The 20,137-nt window shown below is 38.9% G+C and carries 21 protein-coding genes; 20 read left to right on the top strand and 1 reads right to left on the bottom strand.

The features are described from left to right. The first annotated feature begins 49 nt into the window (after nucleotides 1-49). The 4 genes from ATG70_RS11890 to ATG70_RS11875 all read left to right on the top strand — a co-directional run bounded on the left by ATG70_RS11890 (nucleotide 50) and on the right by ATG70_RS11875 (nucleotide 2,125). Nucleotides 50-442, top strand: a complete 393-nt coding sequence (locus ATG70_RS11890; protein ID WP_098444509.1) for an FxsA family protein — start codon at nucleotides 50-52, stop codon at nucleotides 440-442. 259 nt (nucleotides 443-701) lie between these two features. Next, nucleotides 702-1,136 (top strand): MarR family winged helix-turn-helix transcriptional regulator, encoded by a 435-nt coding sequence (locus ATG70_RS11885; protein WP_179886256.1) that lies wholly within the window; start codon nucleotides 702-704, stop codon nucleotides 1,134-1,136. Between the two features lie 27 nt (nucleotides 1,137-1,163). Then, the gene (locus ATG70_RS11880; protein ID WP_098444508.1) at nucleotides 1,164-1,799 is read left to right on the top strand and encodes a nitroreductase family protein; all 636 of its coding nucleotides are present in this window, start codon (nucleotides 1,164-1,166) and stop codon (nucleotides 1,797-1,799) included. A gap of 29 nt (nucleotides 1,800-1,828) precedes the next feature. After that, nucleotides 1,829-2,125 carry a putative quinol monooxygenase gene (locus tag ATG70_RS11875; protein WP_098444507.1) on the top strand — a complete coding sequence of 99 codons (297 nt, stop codon included), beginning with the start codon at nucleotides 1,829-1,831 and terminating at the stop codon, nucleotides 2,123-2,125. A 133-nt stretch (nucleotides 2,126-2,258) separates the two neighbouring features. Here the strand turns inward: ATG70_RS11875 and ytvI are convergent, their stop codons facing one another. Next, nucleotides 2,259-3,377 carry a sporulation integral membrane protein YtvI gene (gene ytvI, locus ATG70_RS11870; RefSeq protein ID WP_098444506.1) on the bottom strand — a complete coding sequence of 373 codons (1,119 nt, stop codon included), beginning with the start codon at nucleotides 3,375-3,377 and terminating at the stop codon, nucleotides 2,259-2,261. 139 nt (nucleotides 3,378-3,516) lie between these two features. Between ytvI and ATG70_RS11865 the strand changes: the two genes are divergently transcribed. The 16 genes from ATG70_RS11865 (at nucleotide 3,517) to ATG70_RS11790 (ending at nucleotide 20,122) form a co-directional block, all read left to right on the top strand. Beyond that, nucleotides 3,517-3,984, top strand: a complete 468-nt coding sequence (locus tag ATG70_RS11865; RefSeq protein WP_373560765.1) for a DUF441 domain-containing protein — start codon at nucleotides 3,517-3,519, stop codon at nucleotides 3,982-3,984. A gap of 252 nt (nucleotides 3,985-4,236) precedes the next feature. Further along, nucleotides 4,237-5,352, top strand: coding sequence for a citrate synthase (citZ, locus tag ATG70_RS11860; protein ID WP_098444505.1), 1,116 nt, complete (start codon nucleotides 4,237-4,239; stop codon nucleotides 5,350-5,352). Nucleotides 5,353-5,414: 62 nt separating this feature from the next. Then, nucleotides 5,415-6,686, top strand: a complete 1,272-nt coding sequence (gene icd / locus ATG70_RS11855; protein WP_098444504.1) for an NADP-dependent isocitrate dehydrogenase — start codon at nucleotides 5,415-5,417, stop codon at nucleotides 6,684-6,686. A gap of 44 nt (nucleotides 6,687-6,730) precedes the next feature. Next, nucleotides 6,731-7,669: a malate dehydrogenase gene (mdh, locus tag ATG70_RS11850; RefSeq protein WP_098444503.1), complete on the top strand. Its 939-nt coding sequence runs from the start codon at nucleotides 6,731-6,733 to the stop codon at nucleotides 7,667-7,669. 77 nt (nucleotides 7,670-7,746) lie between these two features. After that, nucleotides 7,747-8,226 carry a MaoC family dehydratase gene (locus ATG70_RS11845; RefSeq protein ID WP_098444502.1) on the top strand — a complete coding sequence of 160 codons (480 nt, stop codon included), beginning with the start codon at nucleotides 7,747-7,749 and terminating at the stop codon, nucleotides 8,224-8,226. A 193-nt stretch (nucleotides 8,227-8,419) separates the two neighbouring features. Continuing rightward, complete coding sequence (locus ATG70_RS11840; protein ID WP_098444501.1) at nucleotides 8,420-9,139, top strand: response regulator transcription factor; 720 nt, start codon at nucleotides 8,420-8,422, stop codon at nucleotides 9,137-9,139. Beyond that, complete coding sequence (gene pnpS, locus ATG70_RS11835; protein WP_098444500.1) at nucleotides 9,136-10,554, top strand: two-component system histidine kinase PnpS; 1,419 nt, start codon at nucleotides 9,136-9,138, stop codon at nucleotides 10,552-10,554. The genes ATG70_RS11840 and pnpS overlap by 4 nt, the downstream gene beginning before the upstream one ends. Before the next feature lie 268 nt (nucleotides 10,555-10,822). Beyond that, complete coding sequence (polA, locus tag ATG70_RS11830; RefSeq protein ID WP_098444499.1) at nucleotides 10,823-13,450, top strand: DNA polymerase I; 2,628 nt, start codon at nucleotides 10,823-10,825, stop codon at nucleotides 13,448-13,450. A 20-nt stretch (nucleotides 13,451-13,470) separates the two neighbouring features. Continuing rightward, on the top strand, nucleotides 13,471-14,301 hold the full coding sequence (mutM, locus tag ATG70_RS11825; protein ID WP_098444498.1) for a DNA-formamidopyrimidine glycosylase: 831 nt from the start codon (nucleotides 13,471-13,473) through the stop codon (nucleotides 14,299-14,301). 65 nt (nucleotides 14,302-14,366) lie between these two features. Next, nucleotides 14,367-14,999 (top strand): sporulation membrane protein YtaF, encoded by a 633-nt coding sequence (gene ytaF / locus ATG70_RS11820; RefSeq protein WP_098444497.1) that lies wholly within the window; start codon nucleotides 14,367-14,369, stop codon nucleotides 14,997-14,999. 10 nt (nucleotides 15,000-15,009) lie between these two features. Next, the gene (coaE, locus tag ATG70_RS11815) at nucleotides 15,010-15,609 is read left to right on the top strand and encodes a dephospho-CoA kinase (protein WP_142329574.1); all 600 of its coding nucleotides are present in this window, start codon (nucleotides 15,010-15,012) and stop codon (nucleotides 15,607-15,609) included. 173 nt (nucleotides 15,610-15,782) lie between these two features. Further along, entirely contained in the window at nucleotides 15,783-16,811 is a 1,029-nt protein-coding gene (locus tag ATG70_RS11810; protein ID WP_098444495.1) for a glyceraldehyde-3-phosphate dehydrogenase, read from the top strand. A 361-nt stretch (nucleotides 16,812-17,172) separates the two neighbouring features. Next, nucleotides 17,173-17,562 (top strand): adenosylmethionine decarboxylase, encoded by a 390-nt coding sequence (speD, locus tag ATG70_RS11805; protein ID WP_098444494.1) that lies wholly within the window; start codon nucleotides 17,173-17,175, stop codon nucleotides 17,560-17,562. 152 nt (nucleotides 17,563-17,714) lie between these two features. Further along, nucleotides 17,715-18,104 (top strand): cytosolic protein, encoded by a 390-nt coding sequence (locus ATG70_RS11800; protein ID WP_098444493.1) that lies wholly within the window; start codon nucleotides 17,715-17,717, stop codon nucleotides 18,102-18,104. A gap of 74 nt (nucleotides 18,105-18,178) precedes the next feature. Continuing rightward, a complete protein-coding gene (gene nrdR, locus ATG70_RS11795; protein ID WP_098444492.1) occupies nucleotides 18,179-18,637 on the top strand; it encodes a transcriptional regulator NrdR in 459 nt (152 codons plus the stop codon). Between the two features lie 132 nt (nucleotides 18,638-18,769). Continuing rightward, nucleotides 18,770-20,122, top strand: a complete 1,353-nt coding sequence (locus tag ATG70_RS11790) for a replication initiation and membrane attachment family protein (protein WP_098444491.1) — start codon at nucleotides 18,770-18,772, stop codon at nucleotides 20,120-20,122. Nucleotides 20,123-20,137: the final 15 nt, after the last annotated feature.

The raw sequence follows: 20,137 nt of genomic DNA, 5'->3' as shown, positions 1-20,137 counted from the left end.
AATAGGGATAACGGGACACTTTCCCGATTATAATTGAGGGAGCTATGTCATGTTTCGTATTTTGTTGCTTTTTATTATCATCGTACCGGCTCTAGAAATCGCTTTGTTACTTCTGTCAGGAAGAACACTGGGGCTTATTCCAACAGTATTATTGATTATAGGTACTGGAATCCTCGGGGCCTGGCTTGCGCGTAAAGAAGGAGCAGAGACGATCCAGAAGGTGAACAGACAAATGCAGACTGGTCAAATGCCCGGTGAAGCTATTCTAGATGGTTTGTGTATACTTGTAGGTGGTGTCGTTCTACTCACACCGGGATTTATTACAGATGCAGTCGGCTTTTTGCTTCTTATACCGGCAACTAGAAAACCATTTAAGAGATGGATTAAGAAATTCCTTGAACGTCGAATGAATAATGGTCAGTTTATGTTTATTAGAAGGTAAGGAATTGTGCCATATGCTTATGTAATCATCATAGAAATAAGTCTTTAAGGAGCTTGAGTCTACATTCAAGCTCCTGTTTTAATGGGAGTAGTGAGCGGTTAGTTGATATAAAAACCATTCGTATACTAATTTAATTGAGCAGTCAATGATTGACCTGTCAATTAATTAGTGTTTTCTAGTTGACATTCAGAAATACAACTAGTATATTAGTTGATGAGTCAATGATTGACCCATCAAACGATTGAAGGAGGAGGATGCGTTGAAAGCTTCTTGCTCAGATGAAGGTAAAATATTATACCAGTTAAATAATATATACAAACAAATGAGTCCGAAATTCGAAAGATGTACTGGCATCAGTCAGTCTCGCTTAGAGATCCTGCATAAATTGTTTGAGGTTGAGGAGATTAGCCAAACAGCTTTGCAGAAAGAAGTGAATATTGATAGTGCTGCTGTCACAAGACATTTAAAGCAGCTTGAGGTAAAAGAAATGGTTACTCGACGCAAGAACCCAGATGATAACCGCTTTACCTTTGTGAGGTTAACAGAAGAAGGTAGAGAGAAAATTGCTTCTTTTCGAATAGAGAAAGAAGAGTTCATTCGTAAAGTGTTAAAAGACTTTAGTGAGAAGGAACAATACGAATTATCCGATATGCTTAGCCGTATTCAAAATAACATTGAAGAAATTCAATACTAACAAGAAATGACATAAGGAGATTTAACGATGAATGCAACCAAAATAAATGACTTTAATGACATTATTACAGGACGACGCTCAATTCGCCATTACGATTCGTCAGTCAAAATTACTAAAGAAGAGATGACGGAAATTTTAACTGAAGCTACGTTGGCACCATCTTCAGTCAATCTTCAACCATGGCGTTTTGTCGTTATCGATAGCGAGGAGGGAAAAACAACTTTAGCTCCACTTGCTAAATTTAATCAATCACAAGTTGAAACATCTGCAGCTGTTATTGCGGTATTTGTAGATATGAACAGCCTCGACTATGCTGATGAAATTTATGACACTGCTGTACAAAAAGGGTATATGCCTGCAGAAGTAAGAGATCAACAGCTTCCAGCGATAAAAGGCTTGTTAGAAGGTATGTCAAATGAGCAATTTAGAGAAATGAATATCATTGATGGTGGATTAGTGTCCATGCAATTGATGTTAGCGGCTCGAGCACACGGATATGATACAAATCCAATTGGTGGATATGAGAAAGAGCAGATTGCTGAAGCTTACGGTATGGATAAAGAGCGCTACTATCCAGTGATGCTGATTTCAATTGGTAAAGCAGCAAACGAAGGATACAAATCTGTTCGCTTACCTGTTGAATCAATTACAGAGTGGAAATAAAAATAAACATTGAAAAGAGGATATAACGAATGATTATTATTCATGCAGGATTACAAATTAACCCGGCTAAGGAAGAAGCGTTTCTTAACGAAGTAGCTACTCTTATTGAAGAAGCTAGAAAAGAAGAAGGAAATCTTTCTTATACTTTGACGAAAGAGGTTGAAAAAGAGAGTACTTATAAAATGATTGAAGCTTATGAAGACATGGCTGCAGTTGAAAAGCACAATCAAAGTGCTCATTTTCAAGCATTTGTTGGAAAAGCACCAGAATATTTGGTGGCCCCATTAGACGTTAAAGTGTATGACGCTACTGAAGTGCAAAAATAATGGTTGAGCTGAAAGGTTCATGAATGTAACAAATTAAACCATAGGAGCAACGTATCATTTGTACGTTGCTCCTATGGTTTTTTAATGCTTTTTTGCCTTTAATAAGCTTTGTTGATCTATGATCTTGTTTTCGCTATTTACCTGATGCCCCTTTTATATAACCCCATATATCCTTAAATACATTCGCTTGGTAAAGTGTTTTAAGAACTACGAGAAGAACTGGACCGATAATCAGACCGATGAATCCAAATAGTTGAAAGCCTACGAATAACGCAATTAATGTTGCGAGAGGATCAAGTCCTATATTAGAAGATAGGACTTTTGGCTCCATAACTTGGCGTTGGATGACGACGACTCCGTAAAGAATAGAAAGCCCAATTGTTAGAGCATAATTACCAGTTAAAAAAGAATAAATCATCCACGGTACAAAAATTGCTCCAGTACCAAGGTAAGGTAAGAGATCTACTAGGCCAATAATAATCGCAATTGTGATCGCATAATCAACTCTCAAAATAAATAGACCGATAAGGACGATAACAGCCGTCATGGAGATCAGCGTAAGCTGTGCCTTAAGAAAGCCAAACAAAGCCCGCCTTAAATCAACATAGACCGTACCAATACTTTTTTGGATATCACTACGCACTTTCTTTTTAAGCCAATTAATGAATTTATACCAGTCTTTACTGATAAAAAAAGTGGCCAACATCGAGAAGACAAGCACAGTTAAAATGGTTGGTAAACTAACGATAATTGAGCGTATTCCTTCAACAAGAGATTGAAGAATATCGGTAACAGCGGTAGTAACAGTTGTCCCGATTGATTGAATATTGTCAAGAACAGTCGTTTGCTGATCTTTATTTAAATCTTTAAACAGGTCTTCTAATTGATTATAAAGTGGCATGACGTGTGACACGAAGAGTTCTTCTATGAAACTAACGATTTCTTGAAAGTTTCCTGGTAATACGCTAGCGATATAAACGATGCCCTGGACAAGCTCATTTACGAGCAAGGCAATAAAAGCTGCAAGCACTCCAATTAGGAATAAAATGGAAAGAGCTACAGCAAAGGGTCTTGGAATTTTTCCTCTTCTTTCTAGTAAGTCGACCATTGGATTGATTAAAAAAGCAAGAAGTAAAGCAATTACAAAAGGGTAAGCGAGATGCCAAATATAATAAAAGGCAATTAAGGAAAGAATAATAAGAAAGATGACAAGGAAAAATCGTAAAACTCTATGTATGTATTTCCAATTCATTTCAACCCTCCTAGGATCCCTTTCCTATATTTTACACTGCTTGCTTTAAAACAAGCAATTGTAGTAAACCAGTTTCGTGCTTATTTTCTAAAAGTTTGTTATGCTAAAAGAGTTCTGCTAATGTGAAAGAGGGAGCGTTATGTCAATTATTTCTCAGCCTACTATTTTTCTACTCATTTTATTTGCAATCGCGCTTATTGCGAAAAATAGCTCGCTCATTATTGCCGTAGCGGTCTTACTGGTTGTGAAAACGGTGGGACTTGGTGATAAAGTATTTCCGATCTTTCAATCAAAAGGAATCTCCTGGGGAGTAACAATCATTACGATTGCCGTGCTCGTACCAATTGCAAATGGAGAAATAGGTTTTAAGCAACTTGGTGAAGCAGTTAAATCTTCTTATGCATGGATTGCAATGGGAGCTGGTATATTTGTTGCGATTATCGCTTCAAAAGGGATTATTTTACTACAAAATGATCCGCATATTACCACAGCGCTTGTATTTGGTACAATTCTTGCTGTAGCTGTTTTTCAAGGAATTGCCGTTGGTCCATTGATTGGAGCGGGCATTGCTTATATGGCGATGAAGGTTGTTGAATTTTTCACCTGAACGTCTGCTCAGAAGGGCATAACGTTTGCATGATTCGCTTCTTTATTATCATTTTTCAAACATTTGAGAAAAAAAGGAATCGACGAAATCATGCATATTCATTCACAAATATCAGAGAATTGTTTATAATGAGAACTGACGCACCATCTTGTACATAGGTTCTTATTTTTTTGGAGCGTTTTAAAAGCGTTATCAAAGCAGAATTTTTAGAAAATATTAGAGCCAATAATATGGAAAAGGAGAGGGAGACGTATGACGACTACTCGCGGATTAGAAGGCGTAGTTGCAACAACATCATCGATTAGTTCTATTGTAAATGATGTCTTAACATACAGAGGATATAATATCGATGACCTCGCTGAAAATGCTAGTTTTGAAGAAGTAATCTATCTATTATGGAACGATAAACTTCCTAATAAGACTGAACTTGAGGAATTCACAGCAGAATTTGCTAGTAACGCTTCGATTCCTGAAGAGATTGTGAATCAAATGAAATCGTATCCAATTGATAAGGTGCACCCGATGGCGGCTCTTCGTACAGCGGTTTCTACACTTGCACTGTATGATGAAGAAGCGGACGATATGAGCGAAGAGGCGAATTACCGTAAAGCGATCCGTCTTCAAGCAAAGATCCCAACTGTTGTAACCGCTTTTTCACGTATTCGTGAAGGGAAAGCTCCAGTAGAGCCTAAGAAAGATCTTAGCTTTGCTGCAAACTTCTTATATACGTTAACAGGAGAACTTCCAGAAGAAGTTGCTGTTACAGCAATCAATAAAGCGCTAGTGCTCCATGCCGATCATGAGCTAAATGCTTCAACATTTACTGCACGCGTATGTGTTGCAACACTTTCAGATATGTATTCAGGCGTAACGGCTGCTATTGGTGCACTGAAAGGGCCACTTCATGGTGGAGCAAACGAACGTGTTATGGCTATGTTAAGTGAAATCGATCGCGTTGATAACGTGGAACCATATTTGCAAAATGCGTTTGAAAACAAAGAAAAGATCATGGGCTTTGGACATCGCGTATATAAAACGGGTGATCCACGTGCAAAGCATTTGCGTGAAATGTCTCGCAAGCTAACAGAACTTACTGGAGAAACAAAGTGGTACGAGATGTCGACGAAGATGGAAGAAATCGTGACAAGTGAAAAGGGTCTCCCGCCTAATGTCGATTTTTATTCGGCTTCTGTTTATCATAGTCTAGGGATTGATCATGATTTGTTCACACCGCTATTTGCGGTCAGTCGTGTATCCGGTTGGATTGCTCACATTCTTGAGCAGTATAGCAATAACCGTTTAATCCGACCGCGTGCTGAATACGTAGGGGCGACAAATCAAACGTATGTAAAAGTAGAAAATAGATAATAAAAAAGGGAAGGTTTCTTCCCTTTTATTAAATGTTAATCATTTACTAGGAGGAATATAAAATGGCTAATGGAGAGAAGATTACCGTAAATAATGGTGTACTAAACGTTCCAGATCATGCAATTATTCCATACATTGAGGGCGACGGAACGGGACCTGATATTTGGGCGGCCGCTTCGAAAGTATTAGAAGGCGCAGTTGATAAAGCTTATGGTGGTAAGAAAAAAATCGTATGGAAAGAAGTATATGCAGGTCAGAAAGCATTTGATAAAACAGGTGAATGGCTACCGGCAGATACGCTTGATGCGATTCGTGAATACATAATTGCAATCAAAGGACCACTCACTACACCAGTTGGGGGAGGCATTCGTTCGCTGAATGTTGCCCTACGACAAGAGCTTGATTTATTTACTTGTCTTCGTCCAGTCCGTTATTTTAAAGGCGTTCCTTCACCTGTAAAGCGTCCTGAGGATACCGATATGGTTATTTTTCGCGAAAATACAGAAGATATTTATGCAGGAATTGAATTCCAAAAGGGTACTGATGAAGTCAAGAAAATCATTTCTTTCCTTCAAGATGAAATGGGTGCAAAAAATATCCGCTTCCCTGAAACGTCTGGTATTGGAATTAAGCCTGTTTCAGAAGAAGGTACTAAGCGCTTGGTTCGTGCAGCTATTCAGTACGCACTTGATGAGGGCCGCAAAAATGTAACGCTCGTTCATAAAGGGAATATTATGAAATTTACTGAAGGAGCTTTCAAAAACTGGGGTTATGAAGTAGCGGAGCAAGAATTTGGCGACAAGGTTTTCACTTGGTCTGAGTACGATCGCATCGTTGAAGAAAAAGGGAAAGATGCTGCGAACGAAGCGCAGTCCAAGGCAGAAAGCGAAGGCAAGCTAATTGTTAAAGATGCCATTGCTGATATCTTCTTGCAACAAATTCTAACTCGTCCAGCTGAATTTGACGTAGTTGCTACAATGAACTTGAACGGTGACTATGTTTCTGATGCTCTAGCAGCTCAGGTTGGTGGAATTGGAATCGCTCCTGGAGCAAACATTAACTACGAAACTGGACACGCTATTTTTGAAGCAACACATGGTACGGCTCCAAAATACGCTGGTCTTGATAAAGTAAATCCTTCCTCCGTTATTCTTTCAGGAGTCCTTATGCTCGAGCATATCGGATGGAATGAAGCGGCGAAGCTTGTACTTGATTCTATGGAAAAAACAATTGCGAATAAAGTTGTCACTTATGACTTCGCACGTCTTATGGACGGCGCAACGGAAGTGAAAACATCTGAATTTGGTGATGAACTCATCAATAATATGGACTAAAATAAAATCACTATATTTCCTTGTATGAAAGGAGTGGCATTTAAATGACAGTGAAACGTAAAAAAGTTTCCGTAATTGGAGCAGGTTTTACTGGGGCAACAACTGCTTTTCTTTTAGCTCAAAAAGAACTTGCTGACGTTGTACTCGTTGATATCCCAAATCAGGAGGGCCCAACAAAAGGGAAAGCACTTGACATGTTTGAAGCAAGCCCTGTTCAGGGTTTTGATTCTAAAATCACCGGTACATCAAATTATGAAGATACAGCAGGTTCAGATATTGTTGTGATTACAGCTGGTATTGCTAGAAAACCAGGAATGAGCCGGGACGATCTTGTGAATACAAATGCGAAAATCATGAAAAGTGTGACTCAGGATATTGTGAAATATTCTCCTGAAACGACCATTGTTGTGTTAACGAATCCTGTTGATGCCATGACGTATACGGTGTTTAAGGAGTCTGGGCTTCCTAAAAATCGCGTAATTGGTCAGTCGGGAATTCTGGATTCTGCCCGATTCCGTTCATTTATTGCTGAAGAGTTGAACCTTTCTGTTAAAGATATTACAGGATTCGTCCTCGGTGGGCATGGTGATGATATGGTTCCACTTGTTCGCTATTCGTTTGCAGGTGGCATTCCACTTCAGAGCCTTATTTCTGAAGAGCGCCTTGCTGAAATTGTGGAACGAACCCGCAAAGGTGGCGGCGAAATTGTAAGTCTTCTAGGAAATGGTAGTGCATACTATGCTCCTGCTGCATCACTTGTTGAGATGGTAGAGGCAATCCTTAAAGACCAGCGTCGTGTTCTTCCAACAATCGCCTATCTCGAAGGCGAGTATGGTTATGACGGGCTTTACCTCGGTGTACCGACAATTCTTGGCGGTGGCGGTATTGAAGAAATCATTGAACTTGATTTAACAAATGAAGAGAAGAAAGAGCTAGATAAATCAGCTGATTCCGTTCGTAAAGTAATGACGGTATTAGGTTAATAACGTAGATCCGGTGTGAGAACCGGATCTCTTTTTAAAACAAAAAAGAAAACGCTTTCACTAAAGGGGGAGTAGCGATGTTACTAGGAAAAAAACGTAAACTTGGACGAATGATCGATGAAATGTCAGTAGGTGAAAAGCTGGAAGTGACGGAAAAAATAGAGGATCGGGACCTTCTTTTATATCTCGGGCTGTCAAATGACAATAATCCTCTTTTCATTCAGCATGATTATGCTTCGATGACACCTTTCAAAAAACCGATTGTCCCGCAAATTATGCTTCTTGCTATCATAACAGGTGCTATATCTAAGTATTTGCCTGGACCTGGGAGTAGTATTAAAAAACAGGAAGTCATTTTTGAGAATCCCGTCCATCATTATGAGACACTTCATTTTCAGTTTGAAGTTATGAATGTCTTTACAAAAGAACATGAAGTTGAAATAAACGTTAAGGGCATAAATGAATCAGGAGAAGCTATCTTAGACGGTTTGTTTACTGTCTGCCCCCCATATCCTGCAAAACCATTAACAAAGTCAACATCCTTTGAGAATTTTTAGAGCCTGAATTAGGCTCTTTTTTTTATGCATTTTACATTTGTTTTTGATAAAAGCGCTTCATACTGCTAAAAAAGTCAAGTTTTTCTTTTGCCTTTATGAAAATAATAGTATGATGAGGGTATTCAGGCTAAAATAAAAGAAAAGCCTGGCATCGGCATTGATGAATGGGGAAATTCGTTAGGGGGATTTTATGATGGCTCAAAAGATACTAGTTGTAGACGACGAAATGTCGATTTTAACATTGCTTCAATTTAATCTGGAACAAGCTGGTTATGATGTTGTGACGGCTGAAGATGGTTCAGAAGCATTGAAAGTAGTTGAGGCTGAGAAGCCAAATTGCATTATTCTTGATCTTATGCTACCTGAAATGGATGGGTTAGAGGTGTGTAAAGAATTGAGACAACGCCACATTCATACGCCTGTTTTAATGCTGACTGCCAAAGATGATGAATTTGATAAAGTACTTGGTCTCGAACTGGGTGCTGATGATTATATGACAAAGCCGTTTAGTCCTAGAGAAGTCGTTGCGCGTGTTAAGGCGATTCTTAGGCGGGTAAAACAGCTTGAAGAATCGAAAGTAGCTAACCAGATGGAAGAATCAGAGAAAATCCAGGTAGGTGAACTAGAGGTTTATCCAAATAATTACGAATCATTTTTCCAGGGGGAAATAATGGAGGTTACTCCTAAAGAATTTGAATTATTAGTGTATCTCGTACGTCATAAAGGTCGAGTTCTGACGAGAGAGCAGCTTTTGAGTGCGGTTTGGAATTATGATTTTGTTGGGGATACCCGGATTGTAGATGTGCACGTTAGTCATTTGAGAGAAAAAATTGAGCAAAATACGCGTAAACCTGAATACATTAAAACAATTAGAGGACTTGGCTATAAGTTAGAGGAGCCTTCTGTTAAATGAAGCGGTTCCGCTCCCGTTTTCTGAATGCTCAATTCGTTATTCTTTTTCTTGTCTTTTCAATCTTAGTTGTTTTCATAGGTAATTTATTTGAAGGAATTCTATTCGATAATGCTAGTGAAGAGGCTTTGTCAAATATGTGGCTAATCCTAATTCTTTCATTTACAGGAGCTTTTTTCATTATTGTTTACCTTAGTCTTCGCATCTCAAATCAGTTAACAAAACCTTTAGAGGGTGCATTGAATGTTGCCAATGAGCTTGCTTCTGGGAATTTTAAAGCACGAACTTATGAATATAAGCTGGATGAGACGGGGCAACTTAGTCACGCCTTAAACATTCTTGCTCGTAATTTACAGAACATGACCAATTCCTATGAAATTCAGCAAAATCGATTGATGACATTAATTGAAAATATGGATAGTGGCTTAATTCTGATTGATTCAAAAGGTCATATTAACCTTGTTAATCGCTTTTATAAAGAAACGTTTCATATCAAAACCGAAGAATACTTAGATTTGCTCTATTATGAAGCACTTCCGTATAGGGAAATCATTCGATTAGTGGAAGAGACGCTACTCGTTGAGCAAACTGTTCGAAAACAAGTTGAGTTGCAAGTTGGGATCGAAATGCGCCACTTTGACGTCTCAGGTGCGCCGATCCTTAATCACGATGAAAAGCTAAAAGGTGTTGTTCTTGTTTTCCACGATATCACAGAGTTAAAAAAGCTCGAGCAAATGAGAAAGGACTTTGTAGCAAACGTATCTCATGAGTTAAAGACGCCTGTCACTTCGTTGAAAGGCTTTGCAGAGACATTACTTGATGGAGCTATGGAAAACAAAGCCTTTCGCACTCGTTTTCTTACGATAATTTTAAATGAAAGTGATCGTCTTCAGAGCCTCATTCAGGATCTTCTCGACCTCTCAAAGATGGAACAAAAGCACTTTGCGTTAAATTGGCAGGATGTAGATTTAAAAGAAGTGATTGATGATTGCCTACTAATGACAAAAAGTAAAGCAGATAAGAAAAGCATTGAAGTGGAAATTAGCTATAATGGGGATCTTCAAATTAAAGGCGATGCAAACCGTTTAAAACAGGTGTTTCTTAATTTAATTGCCAATAGTATTACGTACACTCCAGAAGGAGGAAGCGTTACGATTTTCGTTAACGAGGAAAAAGATGCTGTTCAGTTTACGATCTCGGATAATGGAATTGGAATACGACAAGAAGAGCTTCCCCGAATCTTTGAACGCTTTTACAGAGTAGATCGTGCAAGAAGTAGAAATTCTGGTGGGACGGGTCTTGGACTTGCTATTGTAAAACACCTCGTCGAAGCTCACCAGGGTCAGATCGCAGTTAACAGTCAACCTGGTGAAGGGACAACTTTTATCATCACTTTAAATAAAGAGAGACAATATTAATCTTTACGATTTCTTTACAGTCTGTTTATATGTTCTTTAAATGATTTCTGTAAAGTAACAAGTGACCCCTTCATCATGACGAGAGCACATTTTTGAGACGAGATTTTCTCGTCTCTCTTTTTTTGTCTTTCATTATCAAAACAGAATTAATCAGTTGGACGCTTGTTTTTCATTCTTTTTACCATCGTGGTAAAATATATGAAGCAGGCGTCTTTTGGGATGTACAGTGATCGACAAATTGCGTAATGAATGAAATGGAGGACTTCTATTGAAGAACAAGTTAGTTTTAATTGATGGAAATAGCATTGCCTATCGTGCGTTTTTTGCATTGCCGTTGTTAAATAATGATAAAGGTGTCTATACAAATGCCGTACTAGGATTTACAACGATGTTGTTGAAAATTATAGAAAATGAATCGCCAACACATATGCTCGTTGCTTTCGATGCCGGTAAAACAACGTTTCGCCATAAAACGTATACAGAGTATAAAGGCGGGCGACAAAAAACCCCTTCAGAATTAAGCGAACAGTTCCCTGTTATACGTGAAGTGCTGGACGCATTTCAAATTAAGCGATATGAAATTAAGAATTATGAAGCAGATGATATCATTGGAACCGTATCGGATCTTGCGAGTAAAGAAGATTGGGAAGTGAAAATTTATTCCGGAGATAAAGATCTTCTCCAACTTGTTTCAGATAACGTTCACGTAGCCTTAACGAAAAAAGGAATAACCGACATTGATACATATGACCCAGCCTTTCTTCTTGAAAAATATGGCCTTAGCCCTGATCAAATCATTGATATGAAGGCGCTTATGGGTGATAACTCGGACAATATTCCTGGTGTACCTGGTGTTGGAGAGAAAACGGCTCTTAAATTATTAAAACAATTTGGCACGGTGGATGCCGTTTTTGAATCGCTTAATGATGTTTCTGGTAAAAAGTTAAAAGAAAAATTGGAAGAAAATCAAGAGCAGGCCATGATGAGCAAAGAGCTTGTAACGATTTTTAAAGAAACGCCACTTGAACTAGGGATAACTGATTTAGGCTACAGCGGTTATAATCATGAAGCAGTCGCTACACTGTTTAGTGAACTTGGATTTAAGTCTCTTCTTAATCGAATCGGGGGGACAGAAGTAGAAGACGAGAAAATCGATGATTTAGATTTTGAGACGATCAACGAGATAGAAGCCAAGCATCTCGTTAGTCCATCTGCCATGATTGTGGAAGTGATGGATGAAAATTACCATAATGCCGACATACAAGGGATTTCCCTTGTAAATGAAAACGGGAATTATTTTATCCCAACAGATTTAGCTCTGCAGTCTCAATTGTTTCGAAATTTTCTAGAAGATCGTACTCAGAAGAAATGGGTTTTTGATGCGAAAAGAGCCGTTGTGGCTTTAGGGTGGAAGGGCATTTCATTAGAAGGGATTACGTTTGATTTAGTGATTGCTTCCTATCTCCTAAATCCATCTGAATCGACGCATGACCTATCTGCTATTTCGAGACGAGAAGGCTTTTCTATTGTTTCTTCTGATGAGTCCATTTATGGAAAGGGAGCGAAACGTAAGCTTCCAGAAGTTGAAGAGTTTGCGGACCACCTTGTTCGAAAAGCCTATGCGGTATATCAATTAAAAGACAAGCTTGAAGAACAGTTAAGAAACAATGAGCAGTATGAGCTGTTCCATGACCTAGAAATGCCCCTTACGCTTGTTTTAGGTGAAATGGAAACAAAAGGTGTTTCCGTTGATACCAAATTCTTAGAAAAAATGGGCGAAGAGTTAAATGAAAAATTGAGTAAGATTGAAGCAAAGGTTTTTGAACTCGCGGGAACTGAATTTAATATTAACTCGCCTAAACAGCTTGGGGAAGTTTTATTTGAGAAGTTGGAGCTTCCGGTTATTAAGAAAACAAAAACTGGCTATTCAACGTCTGCTGATGTGCTTGAAAAGCTTGAAAGTAAACACGAGGTAATTCCGGAAATCCTCCTTTATCGTCAGCTCGGTAAATTAAATTCGACTTATATTGAAGGTTTGTTAAAAGTTATTTACTCAGATACAGGTAAAATACACACAAGGTTTAATCAAGCACTTACACAGACGGGAAGACTTAGCTCAACTGACCCAAATTTGCAGAATATCCCAATTCGCCTTGAAGAAGGTCGCAAAATCAGAAAAGCGTTTATTCCATCTCGAAAAGATTGGGTGATGTTTGCAGCGGATTATTCTCAAATTGAGCTACGCGTTCTCGCACATATCGCGCAAGATAAGAATTTGATAGAGGCTTTCCAGCAAGATGAAGACATTCATACAAAAACAGCGATGAACGTTTTTAATGTAGACAAAGAAGATGTTACGTCGAATATGCGCAGACATGCGAAAGCTGTTAACTTTGGAATTGTTTATGGCATTAGTGATTATGGCTTGTCACAAAGTATCGACGTTTCGAGAAAAGAAGCGGGAGAGTTTATTGACCGCTATTTAGAAAGCTTTCCTGGCGTAAAAAACTATATGGAAGACGTTGTTACAAAAGCTAAAGAAGACGGATATGTCTCAACATTGTTACAGAGAAGAAGGTATCTACCTGAAATTAATTCTCGTAATTTTAATCAGCGTGGATTCGCTGAAAGAACGGCAATGAACACACCAATACAGGGAACGGCTGCAGATATTATTAAGCTCGCCATGGTTCAAATGGAGACACGCTTAAAAGAAGAAAAGTTAGAAACACGTATGTTGCTTCAAGTACATGATGAATTGATTTTTGAGGCACCACAAGAAGAGATTGAAACGTTAAAACGTATCGTACCTGAAGTAATGGAATCTGCAATCAAACTGGACGTCCCACTGAAAGTTGATTATGAGTATGGCTCCACCTGGTATGATGCGAAGTAGGCATTAAAGGAGAGGGAAATATGCCTGAATTACCAGAAGTAGAAACGGTAAAACGCACACTAGAAGGTTTGGTTGTAGGGAAGAAGGTCACAAATGTTGTTGTAAAGTGGCCTAAAATCATTAAGAAACCAGATGATGTTGAAGCCTTCAAAATGAAAGTGATTGGTCAGACTTTTACAGGTGTTGAAAGAAGAGGGAAGTTTTTAAAACTTGTTCTTGAAGATGATGTAATCGTCTCTCACCTTCGTATGGAAGGAAAGTATAAATTATCTGCTATCGATGAAGAATTTGATCATCATACGCATGTGTTTTTTACGTTCGAAGATGGAACGGAGCTTCGTTATCATGACGTGCGGAAGTTTGGTACGATGCATCTTTTTCCTATTGGATTAGAGGAAAATGAGTTGCCACTCGTGCAGCTGGGGCATGAACCTTTTTCAGAACAATTTACCTCTGAAGTATTACAAAAAGGGTTTCAAAAAACGTCTCGAAAAGTTAAAACAGTGTTGTTAGATCAAACCCTCGTTGTTGGACTGGGGAATATTTATGTCGATGAAGCGCTGTTTAAAGCTAGAATACACCCTGAGCGAATCGCATCGACCCTCACAAACAGAGAAATTGAAACACTTAGAGAACAGATCGTTCATACGTTATCTGATGCTGTGAATAAAGGCGGTAGTACAATCCGTTCCTATGTAAACAGTCAGGGGAAAGTAGGCACTTATCAGGATAATCTCTTTGTTTATGGACGCGTTGGTCAGGGATGTAAAAACTGTCAAACTGAGCTCGAGAAAATCGTTGTTGGAGGAAGAGGAACAACGTTTTGTCCGCTCTGTCAGGTGAATGAGTGAGTCGTAGCGTTGGATGGGCTCCTTTCATATACTATTTAAGATTTTAGTATGGAAGGAGCTCGCCTATGTACTGGGTTTCTCTTTTTTTCTTAGCATTTGCCGTAAGCGTAGATGGATTTGGAGTTGGCTTAACGTATGGCCTAAGAAGGATGAAAATTCCTTTTAAGTCGATTCTTATCATTTCGATTTGTTCGGCGATCTCCATGTTAATCGCAATGGGGTTTGGCTCACTTTTACAGTTATGGATTTCAGATATAGTAGCTCAGCGAATTGGTGGCGGTATTCTTATTGCGCTAGGTGGATGGGTCTTGTATCAAATGATTCGTAACAACAAAGAGGTTGAAAAAACGGTTTCTGAGCGAATTCTTCTTCATTATGAAATACGCTCGCTCGGGGTGGTTATCAGCATTTTGAGAAAACCGACAACGGCAGACTTTGATGATTCTGGTACAATTACAGGTATTGAAGCAATTATGCTCGGTGCTGCATTGTCTCTTGATGCGTTTGGAGCAGGCATAGGTGCGTCGATGGTTGGTTTTCCTCCTATTGAAACGTCACTTTTGATTGCTTGTATGAGTTCGCTGTTTTTGCTCTTAGGATTAAAGTTCGGAAACCTTACTTCAAACATTAAATGGATGGATAAACTATCACTCTTACCGGGATGCCTACTCATTATCTTAGGATTCCTTAGAATGTAGTGAAAGGAGGATGACGATGGATATTGGACTTACCGGTGGAATCGCTAGTGGAAAAAGTACTGTAGCAGAGATGATTCGCCGCTATGACATACCAATCATTGATGCAGACGTAATGGCAAGAAAAGTAGTTGAACCTGGTGAGCCAGCACTTCAAGACATCTTTCGATTATTTGGAGATGACATGAAAGCAGAAGATGGCGGGCTTGATCGGAAGAAGTTAGGAGCTGTCATTTTTAAAGATGAGGAAAAGCGCAAAGTATTAAATCGTATTCTTCATCCTGCAATTCGGAAAGGAATGCTTGATCAAGCAGCAGCTCTAAAAGAACAGGGAAGCGCGCATATTGTTTTCGATATTCCGCTTTTATTTGAAAGTCAGCTAACTCATATGGTTGATCAAACCCTTCTCATTTATGTCGATGCAAAAACCCAGCTATCGAGATTAGTTGAAAGGGATGGGAGTACGGAAGAAGAGGCTTTCGATCGTATCCAATCGCAAATGCCAATTGAAGAAAAGAAAGAACTGGCTGATGATGTGATTGATAACACCGGAACACGTGAAGAAACGGAAGAACAACTTAACAACATTCTAAAAAAATGGGGAATAATATAAACAAAAAACACGTCTGAAACGGCGTGTTTTTTGTTTTTTAATCGTCATGCGCTTAGATAAAGACGTTCTACAAAAATAGTGTAAATTAATCTTTTCATTTGCATATTATATGTTATACTAATTTTGTGATAGGGGAAATAAGTATAACACATATGTGGCGGGAGGAACGCTGAATGAAATCAAGAGTAGCAATTAATGGCTTTGGAAGAATTGGGCGAATGGTATTTAGAAAGGCAATAATGGAAGATAGTTTGGAAGTTGTAGCAATTAACGCTAGCTATCCGCCAGAAACGCTCAGCCATTTAATTAAATATGATAGCATTCACGGTACATTTGATGGAGAGGTTACACCAATTGAGAATGGGATAAAGATTAACAATAAAAAAGTGGTTGTTTTAAATAATCGTGATCCAAAAACTCTTCCATGGAAAGAGATGGGAATCGACATTGTGATTGAAGCTACCGGCAAGTTTCGTACGAGAGAAGAAGCCGGTTATCATATTGATGCAGGAGCTACGAAAGTAATCATTACAGCACCTGGTAAGAATGAAGATCTTACAATTGTGATGGGCATTAATGAAAGCGAATACAATGATCAGAAACATCATGTTTTATCAAATGCATCTTGTACAACCAATTGTCTGGCCCCGGTTGTTCAAGTGCTTGATAAGTCCTTTGGAATTGTTTCGGGTATGATGACAACAGTTCATGCATATACGAATGATCAGAAAAACATTGATAATCCGCATAAAGATTTAAGAAGAGCACGTGCCTGTGGCCAATCAATTATTCCAACGTCGACAGGTGCAGCTAAAGCGATTTCAAAAGTATTGCCTCATTTAGAAGGGAAACTTAACGGAATGTCGCTTCGCGTACCGACACCAAATGTGTCATTAGTCGACCTGGTGGTTGATCTTAAGAAAGAAGTGACCATTGATGAAGTTAATGATGCTTTAAAAGCTGCTTCTGAAGGGCCCCTAAGAGGTATTCTTGCTTACTCTGATGAACCATTAGTATCAATTGACTACAATGGTAATGCTCATTCTTCTATAGTAGATGGACTATCGACAATGGTCGTTGAGAATAAAAAAGTAAAGGTACTTGCCTGGTATGACAATGAGTGGGGATATTCTTGTCGAGTCGTTGATATGGCGAAGTACGTTGGGGAAAGAATTCCCGAAAGGTTGAAAGTAAGCGTATAGGTGAAAAGGAAAGAAGTGGGAGAACGTCTCCCGCTTCTTTTTTGATTTGTTATCACTAATGACGGCTTTTGAAATAAAGGATAAATCTCGACAGTTTTGGACATGTTTTAATTATCGCGGAAAAATTAGCAAGGACACTGAATTTTTGAGGTTGAGGATACAAAAGCGAAATCAGCATTTAATTTATTCTTGCAAAAAAAAAATAAAAGCCTTATACTATTTTTCGTGAACTTCTTTTATAGCAATTTGGCATTGAAAACTACTTAAAGGGTTAGGACCTCATCGGACTAACTTTCCCCCGTGGTGGATTTTCAATACCGCATGCTTTAGGCATGAGTAAAAATAAAGGGGGAATTTTGCTATGGATACAATGGGACGTCACGTCATTGCTGAACTATGGGGCTGTGACACTGAAAAATTAAACAACATGAAATTTATCGAAGAAACGTTTGTTGAAGCTGCTCTTAAGTCTGGTGCAGAGGTTCGGGAAGTAGCATTTCATAAATTTGCACCTCAGGGTGTAAGTGGTGTTGTTATTATTTCTGAATCACATTTAACAATTCACAGTTTCCCGGAACATGGGTATGCAAGTATTGATGTGTATACTTGTGGTGATCTTGATCCAAACGTAGCTGCAAACTACATTGCGGATGCACTTGGAGCGGATACGCGTGAGAACATCGAACTTCCACGAGGCATGGGACCTGTAAAACCTAAAGTTAGAGAAGAACAGTCAGCGTTTACTTCATAATAATAATACTTCGATTAAAAGGGCACCCTGGGTGCCCTTTTTTAGTTTAGCTAAGAAATATAATAGCTTGGGTTGAACGGGGATTCAGCGCGACCTCATTGATTTATCAGTCATTTATTGCTATTCTTAAAAAAAATAGAGGAGGACTAGGGGTGGGAATAAAAGAGTTTTTTAGCAATCGTTCTGAAACAGGGGAAAGGCATCAAAATGCTGCATTGAAAACGCATTATTTTAAAGCGACAAAAGAACAGGCTTTTACAGAAGCGAAAGCGATCCTTCAAAAACACTACAAAGGTGAAATCGTGACCAATTCACCCGAACGTGGAGAGTTTGTATTTCAAGTGAAGGGTCCTAAAAAAGCGTTAATCGTCGTAACCGTCGTGACGGTGCGCGCTTATAAAACAGCGGTAGATTTTTCCGTTTCGACAGAGACTCCTTTACCAGTAGATTTCGGTTTTAGCAAAAAAGTAATTGAAACGATTTATTCAGATTTGAAGAAAAAGCTAACGTTGATTGGAACAGGCATTTCAGAGCAAATTTAGTAGGATGTGTGTCGTCGTACATTTTATGCTAAAATAAGAGATAGAAATCTTGTTCGTTTAGTGGAGATGATCTAATGCGCTGTCCCAACTGCAATCATAATGGTACAAGAGTGCTTGACTCCAGACCGGTTCATGAAGGCCGATCGATACGCAGGCGCCGCGAATGTGAATCGTGTACCTATCGATTTACAACGTTTGAAACAGTTGAAGAAATACCGCTTATTGTCGTGAAAAAAGATGGAGCTAGGGAAGAGTTTAGCCGGGAAAAAATTCTCAGAGGTTTAATTAAAGCCTGCGAGAAAAGACCCGTGCCGCTCGAAAAACTTGAAACCATCGTAAATGAAATAGAACGCGACCTTCGTAATCAGGGAGCTTCCGAGATCAGTAGTGATACTGTCGGTGAGCTTGTGATGGATCAACTGGCAAAAGTTGACGAAGTCGCTTACGTTCGATTTGCTTCCGTTTATCGTCAGTTTAAAGATATTAATGTTTTTATTCGTGAGCTTAAAGAATTAATTAACAGAGCAGAGTAAGGAAAAGGAGCTTAGTGTAAGCTCTTTTTTTGTACGTTAATAAGACAAATGCCATGATGAGTCAAGACGTTGTTATGACTCAGGCGATCAGTTAGTTAGAAAAATCTATGAAGGAATATAAAGGTGAAGCATATGCATTGGAAAGAACTTCTTCCTGTTGATACGCTTCAAATTGAGGCGTTCGGGTTATTGCATGATTATGATAGGAATGTCCTTACCCTGTTATATCAGCCTCTAATTGGTGCAGGGGCATACAGTCTCTATATGACGATGTGGAGCGCCCATGAGCAACAGGACAGTCTTGTTACAAAAATGACTCATCATCATTTGTTACTGATGATGAGATGGGATACAAAAAAACTACTTGAAGAGCGACGAAAGCTAGAGGGGATCGGCTTATTAAATACTTTCCTCAAAAACGGAGAAGATCCGAGACACTTTACTTACGAGCTTCAGCCACCGCTAACACCTGATCGTTTTTTTAATGACGGTGTTTTAAATATTTATTTGTTCAATCGATTAGGGCGTAATCGATACCAGGATTTAAAGAAGTATTTCTCTGTTGAAAAGCCGGATTTGTCAGAATATAAGGATATGACTGCTTCGTTTAACGAAGTATACGATTCACTGCATCCTTCTGAGATGACGGCAAGTTATGAGGAAGAAGATGATGTTCGAGAGATCGCAAGTCGAAATGATAATAAGGGTCTTGTTTTCACTTCATCTGAATTTGACTTTGATGTGATGAAACAGCACATTTCTGATATGATTGTAACAGAGAAAATGTTTACTGATTCGGTTAAGAAAACAATTGAGCGACTTGCTTTTGTCTATAAGATTGAGCCTTATGAAATGGGGCGAATCGTGGAACAGGCAGCCATTCATCATGATGAGCTATCAGATGATCTTCTCCGAAAAGAAGTGAGCAGCTGGTTTGCTCTTGAAAATCGAGGAAAGGTACCTGCGCTTCAATATAGGCGTCAGCCTGCTGCACTGCAAGAATTCCATACAAAAGAGCCTGTAACGGAAGAGGAGAAGGCCGCTCAGCGTTATGAGCAAATGACACCTTATGATATTCTTCAACGTGCAGCAGAAGGTGGTAAGCCATCAGAAGCAGATATGAAACTTGTCGAGCGTATTATGGATGAACAGAAGCTAACTCCTGGTGTAATGAACGTTCTTCTTGATTTTATTATTGAAACACAGGATAAAAAACTCTCGAAAAACTACGTAGAAAAATTTGCGAGTCACTGGGCAAGAGCCAGGGTAAAGACAGTGAGAGAAGCCATGGATCTTGCTATAAAAGAACTACAGCAGCCCAAGAAAAAGGCGAATCCAGCATCTCGAGGAAAAGGAAGTTCTTCAGCTCGAAAAGACAAAGTTCCTGAATGGATATCGGATCAAAAAGAACCGGATATGTCTCATGAAGAGCGCTCAGAAAAACAAGATCAGCTCAAAAAAATGCTAAGCAAATACAAAAAATAAAGCGGGGTGAAACGT

Source organism: Bacillus sp. es.036 (assembly GCF_002563635.1).
Classification (GTDB): Bacteria; Bacillota; Bacilli; order Bacillales; family Guptibacillaceae; genus Guptibacillus.
This window is presented reverse-complemented; position numbering and strand designations above follow the sequence as displayed.